This window comes from Streptomyces geranii, assembly GCF_002954775.1.
Taxonomy (GTDB): domain Bacteria; phylum Actinomycetota; class Actinomycetes; order Streptomycetales; family Streptomycetaceae; genus Streptomyces; species Streptomyces geranii.
In genome coordinates this window covers 1-13,776 of sequence record NZ_PJME01000097.1, presented here as the reverse complement: position 1 = coordinate 13,776, position 13,776 = coordinate 1, and the positions used below count along the sequence as shown (strand labels likewise).

8 protein-coding genes and 1 rRNA gene are annotated in these 13,776 nt (G+C 71.2%); 6 read left to right on the top strand and 3 right to left on the bottom strand.

Annotated features, from left to right (window positions below; translation table 11 throughout):
* Positions 1–128 precede the first annotated feature (128 nt).
* The gene (locus CW359_RS44560) at positions 129–3,503 is read left to right on the top strand and encodes an AfsR/SARP family transcriptional regulator (protein WP_198655621.1); all 3,375 of its coding nucleotides are present in this window, start codon (positions 129–131) and stop codon (positions 3,501–3,503) included.
* 43 nt (positions 3,504–3,546) lie between these two features.
* Here CW359_RS44560 and CW359_RS44555 read toward each other — a convergent pair whose 3' ends face one another.
* Positions 3,547–5,523 carry a sigma-70 family RNA polymerase sigma factor gene (locus CW359_RS44555; protein WP_105975982.1) on the bottom strand — a complete coding sequence of 659 codons (1,977 nt, stop codon included), beginning with the start codon at positions 5,521–5,523 and terminating at the stop codon, positions 3,547–3,549.
* 187 nt (positions 5,524–5,710) lie between these two features.
* The gene (locus tag CW359_RS44550) at positions 5,711–6,502 is read right to left on the bottom strand and encodes a TetR/AcrR family transcriptional regulator (RefSeq protein ID WP_105975981.1); all 792 of its coding nucleotides are present in this window, start codon (positions 6,500–6,502) and stop codon (positions 5,711–5,713) included.
* Positions 6,503–6,880: 378 nt separating this feature from the next.
* On the opposite strand from CW359_RS44550, the gene CW359_RS44545 reads away from it, so the two are divergent.
* From CW359_RS44545 to CW359_RS44535, 3 genes are all read left to right on the top strand, one after another.
* Complete coding sequence (locus CW359_RS44545) at positions 6,881–8,260, top strand: NAD(P)/FAD-dependent oxidoreductase (RefSeq protein WP_105975980.1); 1,380 nt, start codon at positions 6,881–6,883, stop codon at positions 8,258–8,260.
* Between the two features lie 194 nt (positions 8,261–8,454).
* Positions 8,455–10,143 carry an ATP-binding SpoIIE family protein phosphatase gene (locus CW359_RS44540; protein ID WP_105975979.1) on the top strand — a complete coding sequence of 563 codons (1,689 nt, stop codon included), beginning with the start codon at positions 8,455–8,457 and terminating at the stop codon, positions 10,141–10,143.
* A 33-nt stretch (positions 10,144–10,176) separates the two neighbouring features.
* A complete protein-coding gene (locus CW359_RS44535) occupies positions 10,177–11,007 on the top strand; it encodes a class I SAM-dependent methyltransferase (RefSeq protein ID WP_105975978.1) in 831 nt (276 codons plus the stop codon).
* Between the two features lie 31 nt (positions 11,008–11,038).
* On the opposite strand, the gene CW359_RS44530 is transcribed toward CW359_RS44535, so the two are convergent.
* The gene (locus CW359_RS44530) at positions 11,039–12,313 is read right to left on the bottom strand and encodes an MFS transporter (protein ID WP_105975977.1); all 1,275 of its coding nucleotides are present in this window, start codon (positions 12,311–12,313) and stop codon (positions 11,039–11,041) included.
* 147 nt (positions 12,314–12,460) lie between these two features.
* On the opposite strand from CW359_RS44530, the gene CW359_RS44525 reads away from it, so the two are divergent.
* Both CW359_RS44525 and CW359_RS44515 read left to right on the top strand, forming a co-directional pair.
* Positions 12,461–13,009, top strand: coding sequence for a MarR family winged helix-turn-helix transcriptional regulator (locus CW359_RS44525; RefSeq protein WP_105975976.1), 549 nt, complete (start codon positions 12,461–12,463; stop codon positions 13,007–13,009).
* A 684-nt stretch (positions 13,010–13,693) separates the two neighbouring features.
* Positions 13,694–13,776, top strand: a 16S ribosomal RNA gene (locus CW359_RS44515); the annotation flags it as partial.

The window sequence follows — 13,776 nt, the reverse complement described above, 5'->3', positions numbered from 1 at the left end:
CGCCTTACCCACCCACCCCAGGCCTCCGCCCGCCAGCCCGTCCGGCGCTTGAGGACAAAGCGGGGGTCCGGGGGCGGCAGCCCCCAGGGATGGGAACGGGTAGGGGCGGCGGGGGCGAGAATAAGGCCGTGCGGTACAGAATCCTGGGCGTCACCCAGACCGAGGACGACCACGGCACCGTCATCCCCATAGGCGGCCCCCGCCTACGAGCCCTCCTCACCGCCCTAGCCCTGCGCCCCAACCACACCACCACCCCCGAAACCCTCATCGACGAGGTCTGGCCCCACACCCCACCCCAAGACGCCCCCGCAGCCCTCCAGGCCCTCATCGGCCGCCTACGCCGAACCCTCGGCAAAGACACCATCACCTCCCACCCCGGCGGCTACCGCCTCGCGGCCACCCCCGCCGACATCGACCTCCACGTCTTCGAAGACCTCGTACGACAGGGCAAGGCGGCCCTGGACCGAGCCGACCCCACCACCGCCGCCCGCACCCTCACCCAGGCCCTCGCCCTCTGGCGCGGCCCGGCCCTGGCGGACCTCCCGGACCGTTCCGCCGCGACCCGCCCGGAGTCCCTGCGCCGCGAGGCGACACGCGCACGCGTGGAGGCCGACCTGAGCCTCGGCCGCGCCCACGACGCCGTACCGGAGCTGCAGGAACTGACGCAGGCCCACCCGTACGACGAACCGCTGCACGCCCTCCTCATACGCGCTCTGCGCGACACGGGCCGCAGCGCGGACGCCCTCGCCGCGTACGAGACGGCCCGCCGAGCCCTGGCGGAGGGCCTGGGTACGGACCCGGGCCCGGAACTACGAACCCTGCACAAGGAACTACTGACCCACCCACCTCAGCAGGCACCCACCCCCCACACCAACCCTCACTCTCACCGAACCAACAACACCAACATCCGCCCCCGCCTGACCTCTTTCGTCGGCCGGGAACCCGAGATCGAAGCCATCCGTTCGGATGTGCACAGGACCCGTCTCGTCACCCTCATCGGACCGGGCGGATCCGGAAAGACCCGTCTCGCCGAGGAGGCCGCCGCAGGCCTCCCCCAGGCGTGGCTCGTCGAGCTGGCCCCGCTCGACCGGCCGGAGGCGGTCCCCGGCGCGGTGGTCAGCGCGCTCGGTCTGCGCGAGACCGTGCTCATGACCACCGAGTTGACGACCACGCAGGACGACCCGCTCGCCCTGCTGATCGAGTACTGCGCCCCGCGCAGCCAACTCCTGATCCTTGACAACTGCGAACACGTCATCGAAGCGGCAGCCGAACTCGCCGAAACCCTGCTGACCCACTGCCCCGGCCTCACGATCCTCGCGACCAGCCGTGAACCCCTGGGCGTCCCGGGCGAGTCGGTACGCCCGGTCGAGCCCCTGCTCCCCGACCCGGCCCGCCGCCTCTTCGAGGAACGCGCCGCCGCCGTACGCCCCGACGCGGACACCGCCCTCCGCGACACCGAGGCGGTCGCGGAGATCTGCCGCCGCCTCGACGGCCTGCCCCTGGCGATCGAACTGGCCGCCGCCCGCCTCCGCCTCCTCACCCCACGGCAGATCGCCGACCGCCTGGACGACCGCTTCCGCCTCCTCACCTCGGGAAGCCGTACGGCGCTGCCCCGCCAGCAGACCCTGCGCGCGGTCGTCGACTGGTCCTGGGACCTGCTGGACGAGCGGGAGCGGACGGTACTGCGCGAGGTCTCCGTCTTCGCGGGCGGCTGGGACCTCACCGCGGCGGAGGCGGTGTGCACGGGCCCGGTGTCGGACCTCATAGGCGCGCTGGTGGACAAGTCCCTGATAGTCGCGACCCCCCAACACGACGACGAACCGAAACCGGAACTCGAACCAGAACCAGAACCCGAACCCGAACCCGAACCCGAACGAGGAACCACCCCCAGGACCCCCACACCCCCCGGAGGCATGCGCTACCGCCTCCTGGAGACCATCCACGAATACGCCACCGAACGCGCAGCGGAAGCCCCCGACCTGCGCGCCACCGTCGAACGAAGGCACCGCGCGTGGGTGCGCGCACTGGTGGAGGAGGCGGAGCCGCTCCTCCGCTCCACCGAGCAACTCCCCTGGATCGCCCGCCTGGAGACGGAGCTGGACAACATCCGGGCCGCCCTCGACCGCTCGATCGAGGAGGGCGACGAGGAGGAGGCATCGGCCCTGGTCCTCGCGATGGGCTGGTTCTGGTGGCTGCGCAACTTCCGCAGGGAGGCCATGGAATGGCTGACGAGGGTGGTGGACCTGGAGACACGAGCACCCTCGAACACGGCCCCGAAAACAACCACCCACGAACCGCACCCCGAACCGCCCCGCACAACCCTCCGTATGAACGTCCGCATGTACCACATCTTCCTGGCCCTGGACGCGGACCCGGCAGCCGTCCCCCGAGGCAAGCACTGGCACCGCCGAGTGGCGGAGGTCCGTGCCCACTTCGAGCGCGGCGGCCCGGAAACGGCCCGACTCCCGGGCCTCGCCTGGCCGTTGACGATCCTCGCCGAAGCCGACGGCCAAGCCTCAAGCCCCGGCACCAGCGCCCGCCTCCCGGACGTAGCCGCCGCCCTCGCCAAGGTGATCGCCAACTGCCGCGCGTACGGCGGCGACTGGGAGACCGCCGCGAGCCTGATGTTCCGTACCCACATGCTCGTCGACTCACCCGGCGGGCTCCTCGGCCGGGCCGTGGACGACGACCTCGCGGAACTGCGTGTGCTCAGCCGCCGGGTCGGCGACCGCTGGCTGCGTGCCCAGGTGTGCAGCGCGGCCGGCGAGGCCGCCATGGCGCGCGGTGTCTTCGAGGAGGCCGTGGGGGAGTACGAGGAGGCGCTGCGGCTGGCGCACGAGGTGGGCGCCCACGCCGAGTCGCCGTTCCTGATCGCGCGGCTCGCCGAGATCGCGTACCGCGAGGGCGACCGCGTGAGGGCGCGGGCCGCGCTGGAGGAGGCGAGTGCGGCGGCGGACCGTTACGGGGTGGCGGACTCCCGGGCGTTCGTCCTGCTGCTGCGGGCACAGATGGCACTGGACGACCGGGACGTCGCCGGCGCGCGTGCCCTGTGCGACGAGTCCCGCGCGCAGATCGCGCGGGGCACTCCGCCACCGCAGTTCATGGCGGGCCTGAACGCGATCGACGCCCTGGTCACGGCCGAGGAGCACGGTCCCGGGCAGGGGATCACGAAGCTGACCGCCACCCTGAATGAGGCCGTGGCGCGGGGCTGCGCCGAGGTGGTCACGGCGGCGATCGTGGACGCCGTGGCGAGACTGCTGGCCCGCCTGGGTGACCACCCGCGCGCGGTACGCCTGCTCGCCGCCTCGGACACCTGGCGAGGCACGTTCCGCCGCCCGATGCCGGACCGCGAGCGGGCGGAGGAGACGATCAGCCGGGCCCGCGCCGCCCTGGGCCCGGAACGCTACGAGTCCGAACGTACGACCGGATCAACACTCACCGTGGCCGAAGTCCTGCACGACCTGACCCACCTGCCCGGCCCGGCCCCCGCAGCCACCCCCTGACAGGAACCCCCGCTCCTCCTGACCCTGACCCTCACCCGCCCCCTCACTTGCACATGAACTTGGACGCGGCCCAATCCGCGAGCGCCACCGAGTCGAACGTCGAGTGCGGTTCCACGACCAGCCGGATCTGCTTGCGCCCGGTCAGGTCGACATGGACGGGCACGGCCTCCTGGCCGCCCTGCATCAGCTCGGAGCGCCACAGCCGCTCCCCGTCGGCGAACACCGAGAAGCGCACCTGACCGAGCCCCAGCGTCATGTCGTCGACCCCGACCAGGGCGTCGTACGAGGTGCACTCGCGGTTGAGATCGATGGTCACCGAGGACTCCCCGTGCACGGTCACCCCGCGCTCGTACTGCTTGCCCGCGATGGCCACCCCCCACCGCTGCCACACCCAACTGCTCTCCCCGAGCCGGATCTCCGGCTCGGTGCCGTCGCCGAAGCCGCTGAACTGCAGCTCGTTCAACGGGTAGTCGACCGGCGCGGCGGGCGGCGGCGGGGGAGGCGGCGTCGGGGTGGGTGTCGGGGTCGGAGTAGGGGTGGGCGCCGGGGTCGGTGTGGGGCTCGGTGTGGGGGTGGGCGTCGGGGACGGAGTCGGGGTCGGGCTGGGGGTCGGTGCCGGGGTTCGTACGGACGCCGGTGCCAGCGCCACCGGGGGCGCCGGGTCGGGTTCCCGCTCGGGCGGCTTCGGGCTCGGGGTCGGTGTCGGGGCCGGCGGCTCCTGCTGGGCCGCCGACGCGGGCGGGGGCGGCTCGGCCGCCGCCGGTTTCTTGACGTTGTCACCGGCCAGCGCGAACACCAGCGCCGCCGCCACCCCCACGGCGACCACTCCCGCCGCGATCCCCGCCTTCAGCGGCGCCCCCAGCCCCTCCGAGGCCGCCGCGCCCCCGGCCCCGCCGGACGACGACGAACCGCCCGCCGCGGCAGCCGCCCCGCCGACGCCCACCGCACCCGCTCCGGCGCCCCCGGCGATCAGCGCGGCCACCTTGGCGTACCCGGCGGCGCCGAACCAGCCGATGACCGCGATCGGTACGACGGCCGGGATGCCGCTCGCGACCTCTTTGATCTGGCCCGCGGCCAGCCGGCACTTGACGCACTCCTCCAGGTGCTTGCGCAGCCCCCGTTCGGCACGGGTGCGCAGGCCCCCGCGCGCGTAGGCGCCGAGCCGGTCGGCGTAGCGGGAGCACTCCTCGTCGCTGACGAGGGTGGCGCTGACATGGGCCTGGAGATAGGCCTGCTTGAGGCCTTCCCTGGCCCGGCTGGCGAGCACGCGCGTGCCGTTCGCGTCGAGCCCGAAGAGGGTCGCGACCTCGCTCGGCGACTCGTCCTCGACCTCGGTGTGCCACAGCACGGCCTGCCACCGCTCGGGCAGCGACCGGAACGCCTGCATGGCCATGGACTGCTCGGCCTCGTGCATCGCGCGGACGTCGGCGCCGAGATCCAGCGTGTCGGTGTCGGCGGACATCATGGGCATCGCGGACTGCTCGGAGCCGCGCGAGGACTGCGCCGCGAACACCGCGAAGTCGTCGACCAGCTGCTCGCGCTTCGCCGACGTCGTCCAGTTCGCGGCGACCCGGCGGACACTGGTGAGCAGATAGGCGCGTACGGCGTACTCGGGCCCCGAGCCGCCGCGCACCGCCTGGAGCATGCGGGCGAAGACCTCGGCGGTCAGGTCGTCGGCGGTGTGACCGTCCCGGCAGCACGTGCGCGCGTACCGGCGCACGGCGTCGGCATGGCGCCGGTACAGCTCCTCGTACGCCGTGTCGTCGCCCGAGCGCATGCGCCCGATCAGGTCGGTGTCGGACGGCGGCAGCTCGATGGGCGGCGGCAGCACACTGTCCGAGCGGGGCGGCAGCCCCCTGCCCTCGCGCTGCGCCGGGACGCTCGGGTCGTCGAGGTACTCCGGGTACCCGCCGTACTCGCCCCCGGGCCCGCCCTGGTTCGGCACCTGGGGCGAGGTCAGCTCGCCGCCGGTCTCCGGGTCACCGTCACCGAGTGACTCGTCCCGCCCGTCAACGCTCATCGCGGAAAGCCCCCGCCGCCTGCACAGCTGCCTGTGCATCGAGTCCCGAACACCGGGCCAGAGTGCCATATTGGCTTTTGTTCAGGACCCCCTGGGACGGACCAACCACTCGTCCGTGGGGACTTCCCGCAATGAGGTACTAGCGTTCACCCGAACGGGAGCCGCGCGGGCGGCACCTGTCCGGACGTCACAGGGGCCGCGACCGCAGCCCCTCCAGCAGGATGTCCAGCAGCCGCGAGGAGGCCGCCGCCTGCTGAGCGGCGTCCGGCAGCGAGGGTGCGGCCGTCGCGATCACCAGCAGTACGTCCGACACGGACACGTCCGGCCGCAGCGCACCCGCCTCGCGCGCCCGCTCCACGAGCCGGCCCACCACGTCGAGCAGCGCCACCGCACCCGCGTCGTCCGCGGGCCCGGCAGCCGAGGTGTCCTCGGACACCAGCCGCAGCTCCCCGGCGCCGACACCCGTCGGCTGGGACCGCTGCTGCGGTACCCGCGCCTCGTCGAAGCCGAGATCACCGGAGCCGGAGTCGGCCCCGTCCTCGTCCGCCACGCCGACCCGCAGTATGTGCGGCGGCAGCAGCCGGCCCGCGCCCGAGGCCACGGACGTCCGCAGGAAGCGCGACAGCGCCGACCACGGCTCGTCCTCCTGCCCGAGCGCGGCACGCGCCTGGTCGGTCAGCCGGGAGGTCTCCTCCTCGGCTATCCGCCGGACCAGGACGTCCTTGCTCGGGAAGCGCCGGTACACCGTGCCGACACCCACCCGCGCGCGGCGTGCCACGTCCTCCATCGGAGCGCCGTATCCCAGCTCCCCGAAGACCTCCCGTGCCGCGCGCAGTACGTGTTCCAGATTGCGCTGTGCGTCCACACGCAGCGGTGCCGAACGCGATCCCTCACCGCGTCCGTTGCCTCCCGCCGCGCTGATCGGTCCGCCGGGTGCGATGGCTGACGCTGTCGACCAACGAGAATCCTGAATGTGCATATGTTCCCCCGGTAATGACGTCTCCCCCCGGAGACTCCCCGCCATTGGCAGCCGGAGCGTGCGGAACAGCACTGAACAACGGGCCCACCCCTTGCGGACCGGACCCGAAAGAGCGCATCCCCCTACACCCCGTCGACCTACGAACATAGTTGAGCGAGGGTCAATTCAGAAGGGGCACGTTCCGCACAGGGTGCCGCCCGATCGGAGTACGGGGTGCATACGTCCCGGTTACGCCCCTTCCCGCGCCCCGGCTCACACCCGCTGACCTGCGATCCTGCCCCGCACGCCGTCGATTCGGGCAAGGTTGCGAACTACCGCCTCCCGGTCACACAAATTGTCGGGCCTGTGGACAAACGCCAGCGCTGGGTGCGTCATGGGGTGGTGAAGGAACGTGCGCGCATTCTCGTTGTCGGCGGCGGCTACGTCGGGATGTACACGGCCCTGCGCCTCCAGCGGAAGCTCCAGCAGGAGCTGAAACGGGGCCAGGTCGACATCACCGTCGTCACTCCGGACCCGTACATGACCTATCAGCCGTTCCTCCCAGAGGCGGCGGCCGGCTCCATCTCACCCCGCCATGTCGTCGTCCCGCTGCGCCGGGTGCTCGACCGGTGCCGGATCGTCGTCGGCGAGGTCACCGCGATCGACCACGCCAAGCGGACCGCTACCGTGACCACCCTCGCCAACACGGAAGAGGGAACCGGTGGCGAGCAATTGACATACGACGAACTGGTCCTCGCCCCGGGCTCCGTCTCCCGCACCCTGCCGATCCCCGGCCTCGCCGAACACGCCATCGGCTTCAAGACGGTCGAGGAGGCCATCGGCCTGCGCAACCACGTCATCGAACAGATGGACATCGCCTCCTCCACCCGCGACCCCGCGATCCGCGACGCGGCCCTCACCTTCGTCTTCGTCGGCGGCGGCTACGCGGGCGTGGAGGCCCTCGGCGAGCTGGAGGACATGGCCCGCTACGCCTCCCGCTACTACCACAACGTCGAGCCCGACGACATGAAGTGGATCCTCGTCGAGGCCTCGAACCGCATCCTCCCCGAGGTCGGCGAGGAGATGGGCAAGTACACCGTCACCCAGCTGCGCCGCCGCAACATCGACGTCCGCCTGGAGACCCGCCTCGACTCCTGCGCGGACCGGATCGCCGTCCTCAGCGACGGCGCCCGCTTCCCCACCCGTACGGTCGTCTGGACCGCCGGCGTCAAACCCCACCCGCTCCTCGCCGCCACCGACCTCCCGCTGAACGAGCGCGGGCGCCTGAGGTGCACCGCCGAGCTGAGCATCGAGGGCACCACGCACGCGTGGGCCGCGGGCGACGCCGCCGCCGTCCCCGACGTCACCGCGACGGAACCCGGCAAGGAGACCGCCCCCAACGCCCAGCACGCGGTACGCCAGGCCAAGGTCCTCGGCGACAACATCGCGCACTCCCTGCGGGGCGAACCGCTCGAAACGTACTCCCACAAGTACGTCGGTTCAGTAGCCTCCCTGGGACTCCACAAGGGCGTCGCACACGTCTACGGGCGCAAGCTGAAGGGCTACCCTGCCTGGTTCATGCACCGCGTCTACCACCTGAGCCGGGTGCCCACCTTCAACCGCAAGGCCCGGGTGCTCGCCGAATGGACCCTGTCGGGGCTCTTCAAGCGGGAGATCGTCTCCCTCGGTTCGCTCGAACATCCCCGCGCGGAGTTCGAACTCGCGGCCGGTGGGAAGCCTCCCCAGAACCGGAATCAGGACCCGAAGGGGTCGTCCTGACCCGATCCAGGAACTCCACGGACCCGGCCGGCGTCTGAAGGATGTCGGCCCGGCCGGCCGCACTGCCAGACTGGCTCCACCCACCCTCTCTACCCACGAGGCGTTCCGTAAGTGCTGTATCCCCCGGGGCACGCCCCCCGTACCTCCGGCCGACCCGCTGCCGGCCTGTGCCGACAAACACGAGGCAAGGATTCGTGAACTTCACGCGCTGGAGCGCCCGCCTTCCCGGAACGCAGCGCCGCGCCGCAGCGCGGACCGATCACACGATCACCCCGGACCGGCTGCCGGACCGGCTGGGCGAGGGCTCCGGCTCGGTGCCCGCCGCCCGCGCCGAGCAGCTCACCGACGAGGCGCCCTGCCTCCCCGCCGTCGACGACCTCCCCACGCGCGAGGTCCTCGACCGCATCCCGGCCCTGGTGGCCCTCGTCCACGGCCCCGACCACCGCGTCGCGTACGTCAACGACGCCTACGTGGCGGCCTTCGGCGTACGCGCGGAGGGCACCCCCGCGCGCGAGGCGGCCCCCGAACTCGACGAACTGGGCCTGCTGCCCCTCCTGGACCAGGTCCTGCGCAGCTCCAAGCCCCGCACGGTCAAGTCCCGCAAGGCCCACAGCGGGCGCTCGTACACGATCACGTGCACCCCGGTCGACGTCACGGCCACTCCCGAAGGCAGTGGCGGCGTCCTCATCTTCGCCGCCGACGTCACCGACCACGCCGAGGCCGCCGAACGCCTGCGCGCCAGCGAACGCAGCCAGCGCCAGACCGCGGTGACCCTCCAGCGCTCCCTCCTCCCCCAGGAACTGGAGGAGCCGGACGACCTCCGCGTGGCCGCGCTCTACCAGCCGGGCGGCACCGAGGCCGCGGTGGGCGGCGACTGGTACGACGTCATCACCCTCGGCGGCGGCCGGACGGCCCTCGTCATCGGCGACGTCATGGGCCGAGGCGTCCGCGCGGCGGCGATCATGGGCCAGCTCCGAACGGCGGTCCGCGCGTACGCCCGCCTCGACCTGCCCCCGCACGAGGTCCTCCAGCTCCTCGACGGCCTCGCCACGGAGATCGACGCCAACCAGATCGCCACCTGCGCGTACGCCGTCCACGACCCGAACGAGGGCAAGCTGGTGTACGCCTCCGCGGGCCACCTGCCGATCCTGGTCCGGGACGAGAGCGGCGCCGTCCAGCGCGCCGACGAGCCGACGGGCCCGCCCCTCGGCACCGGCGGCTGGATGCACGCCTCGGGCACGATCCCCCTCACCCCCGGCTCCACGGCGGTGCTCTACACCGACGGCCTGGTGGAACGCCGCAACGAAGACCTGGACGAGGGCATCGCGGCCCTGGAAAGGGCCCTGTCGGGCGCCACGGGCAGCCCCCAGGTCGTCTGCGACCGTCTGGTGCGCTCGGCGGGCGTCACCGCCGACCACGACGACGACGTGGCTGTCCTGGTCCTCCAGCACCCGGCCCGCACCGGCCCCGACGGCGACCTGTTCCGCAACGCGGCCCTGGAACTCCTCGGCGGCATCGAGGCGGCCCCACGCGCGCGTGCGTTCGCCTCCGGCGTCCTGACGAGCTGGCGCTTCCCCACCGAACTGCACGACGTCGGCGTCCTGGCGGCCAGCGAACTCGTCGCGAACTCCCTCCAGCACGGCACACCCCCGATGCGCCTGCGCCTGCGCCGCACCGACCGCCGGCTCATCGTCGAGGTCACGGACGGCGACGACCACCTCCCCCTGCGGCGCACGGCGGAACCCGGCGACGAATCGGGCCGGGGCATCGCCATCGTCGCGACGATCGCCACCAGCTGGGGCGCCCGCCGGACACCGGGCGGCGGCAAGGCGGTGTGGTGCGAGTTCGTCCTGCCCGGAGGCAAGCCCGTGCGCGTCCCCTAGGCGAACCCACTGGTGCCTGCTAGTAGCTCCTGCATGGCAGATCCCAAAGGTTTCCCCCTCAAAGACAACGCCACACACGACGCCACGGAGCACTACGAGCGCTACAGCGCACCCCTGATGGCGCCCTTCGTCACCGCGGTCGTCGAGGCCGCGGACCTCTTCCCGGGCGCCCAGGTCCTCGACCTGGCCTGCGGCACCGGCTTCGTGGCCCGGGCCGCCGCCGCCCAGGTCGGCCCCACGGGCCACGTGGCCGCAGCCGACCTCCTGGAGGGCATGCTCAAGACCGCCGCCCGCCACGCGCCCCGGATGTACCCGGACATCGAGTTCACCCTGGCCCCGGCCGACAAACTCCCGTACCCGGACGACTCGTTCGACGCGGTCCTCTGCCAGCAGGGCATCCAGTTCTTCCCCGACCTGGAGGCCGCCCTCACCGAAACGGCCCGCGTCACCCGCCCGGGCGGCCGGTTCACGGCCACGACCTGGACGCCACCCGCGGACCGCTCCCCGTACATCGCCGCCCACCTCAGAGCGGTCACCGAACACGGCACCCCGGAGGCGGAGGCACGTTTTGCCACGTCCCTCTCCTGCCCCGCCGACCGCGTCACCGCGGCCCTGACGACGGCCGGCTTCCACGACATCAAGACCCGCGAGGTCACCTTCACCATCAGGTTCGACGACTTCGCGGACTACGCGGAGGGCCACCTCGCGGCCGTCCCCTGGGGCCAGTCGATCGAGGAGGCAGGCGGCCCGAAAGCCTTCGCCGAGGCCGCGGAAACGATCCGCAGAACCCTGACCGCCCACACGTCCCCCGACGGCTCGGCAACACTCCCTTTCACGTCCACCCTGACCACAGCCACCCGCTGACCCGAAGGACACCCGAGGCCAGTGCCTACTACTACGTAGTAGGCACACCGGCCCCCACAGGAGCCCCACCCTGCGCGACCACCCGACTCCGCCGCGCCAGAGACGGCTGATTCTGTACGGGGGTCAGCAGCCGCCCCAGCCGCACGGCGAGGACGCTGATCCCGAGCGAGAACAGCAGGAACATCACGATGTACGGCGCGTGCAGCGAGGCCCCGAGCGGCCCGCCCACCGCAGGACCGACGGCCAGCGCGAGCTGCTTCACCAGGGCGAACGCCGAGTTGTACTGCCCCGCGAGCCCGGCCGGCGCCAGATCGGCGACCAGGGGCGCGACCGTCGGCGACAGCATCGCCTCCCCGAGCCCGAACAGCGCGTACGTCGACACGAACGCGGCGGTCGCCATGGCCTGACTGCCGTGCCCGAGCCCCGCGTATCCGGCCACGGCCCAGGCGACGGCCCAGAGGATCCCCACGGCCGCGATCACCCGGGACCGCTTCTGCCGCTCGACAAACTTGAGTACCGCGAACTGCGCCACCACGATCACCGCGGTGTTCGCCGCCAGCGCCGATCCGAGGGTGGACGTCGAGATCCCGGCCGCCTCGACCCCGTACGCACTCAGCCCCGACTCGAACTGCCCGTAACAGGCGAAGAAGAGAACGAAGCCCAGCACACACAGCTGCACCATCGCCCGGTTCCCGAGCAACTGCTTCCAGCTGCCCTTGGCCTGCGCCGGCGCACCGTCGAGCCGTGCCGAACGAGGCATCCGTACCGTCGCCATGATCACGGCGAGCAGCAGGAACATCGCCGCCTCGATGGCGAACAGCAGAGTGAAGGAACCGACCCGGGTCGTGTCCACGAGATGCCCGCCGATGAGCCCGCCGACGCCGAGCCCGAGGTTCTGCAGGAAGAACTGCGTCGCGAAGGCCCGCGACCGCGTCTCCGCCGACGAGAAGTCCACGATCATCGTCGCGAGCGCCGGCTGCATCACGGCCTGCCCGGCCCCCAGCGCCACGGCGGCCAGGAGTACGGCGGTCGCGTTCGCGGCGAGCCCCAGGCTCAGTGAGCCGACGGCGGCGGTGACCAAGGCGACGAGCAGCACCGGCAGCGGGCCGCGCCGGACGATGGCCCGCCCGGCGAACGGCAGCACGACCAGCGCGGCCACGGCGAAGACGGCGAGCACGAGACCCGCCGTCATGGCTCCCAGTCCCCGCACCTGCGCCACATAGACGTACAGATAAGGGACGGTGAAGCCGAGCCCGAACGCGCTGAGTGCGTTGCCCACATGGATCCGGCGCATCGCTGCGCCCATCGCCCTGGTCACTTTCACCTGCCTTGATCGTGAAGTCGTACACCTTCTGAACGAGTTAGAGGTGAAGACTTCGAAGCTAAAGTTAAGAATTGAACAGTACACCTCGAAGGACTTCGACGCCAAGCGTGCGCATGGGAGACTGCTGCCATGGGTGACACCCCCGCCGTCGGCGAACCGACGCTCGACGAGCAGATCGCCGCCTACCAGCGCGAGTTCAGGGACCTGGACCCCCAGGTCGAGAAGATCGTCTCGGCCCTGGGCCGGCTGAACCGCCGTATGCACGTGGCGTACGGCCGCCAGACCGCGACGCTCGGCATCAGCAACGCCGAGTGGGAGGTGCTCAAGGCGCTGGTGCTGTCCGGTGCTCCGTACCGGATGGGACCGAGCGACCTGGCCAAGCGGCTGGGCCTGACGCCGGCCGCGATGACCCACCGGATCGACCGCATGGTCACGGAGGGGTTGGTCACCAGGGAGCGCGACGAGTCCAACCGGGTCCGCGTGATCGTGGAGCTGACGGACGAGGGCCGCGAGAAGTGGCTGGAGGCGATGCGCATGGCGACGGTCTTCGAGGAGGACCTTCTCCAGGACCTCACCCAGGACGAGCGCGCGCGGCTCGGCGACGTCCTCACCCGTCTCCTGCGCCGTGTGGAGCACGCCCAGCCGGACGCCGGCGGGCGACTGAGCGACCTGGACTAAAGATCTTGACAGGGGTGGGCAGATGATGGGAGAGGGGTGCTTGACATCCCCCTCCCCGATCCGTAAAGTTCTCCGGGTTGCCACGGGGCCGTAACGGTTCTGCGGCAGCACCTCCGCCGCAGCAGCGGCAACCCAAACCATCAGAACGATCTCCCAGCCGGGATGATTTCGGCGTGCCCGAATTCATTTCGAATGGGGTTCGATGGAGTGCGGTGAGCTCGACGGCCCGATTGGGAATCGCCGAGAGGATCCGCTAGGGTTTGAGACGTCGGAACGGCCCAACAGCCGGGAAGACAAGCCCCACTGACTGGGAATCAGGCCCGAAAGGATCTGATAGAGTCGGACTCGCCGGAAAGGGAAACGCGAAAGCGGAAACCTGGAAAGCACCGAGGAAATCGGATACGGAAACGGTCTGATAGAGTCGGAAACGCAAGACCGAAGGGAAACTGCCCGGAGGAAAGCCTGAGAGAGTCTCTTGGGTGAGTACGAAGGAAGCGTCCGTTCCTTGAGAACTCAACAGCGTGCCAAAAATCAACGCCAGATATGTTGATACCCCGTCCACCGCGATGTGTGGTGGTCGAGGTTCCTTTGATGCAGTAAACACAGCGAGGACGCTGTGAACGGTCGGGCTTATTCCGTCTGACTGTTCCGCTCTCGTGGTGTGCACCCGATTACGGGTAATCATTCACGGAGAGTTTGATCCTGGCTCAGGACGAACGCTGGCGGCGTGCTTAACACATGCAAGTCGAACGATGAACCCGCTTCGG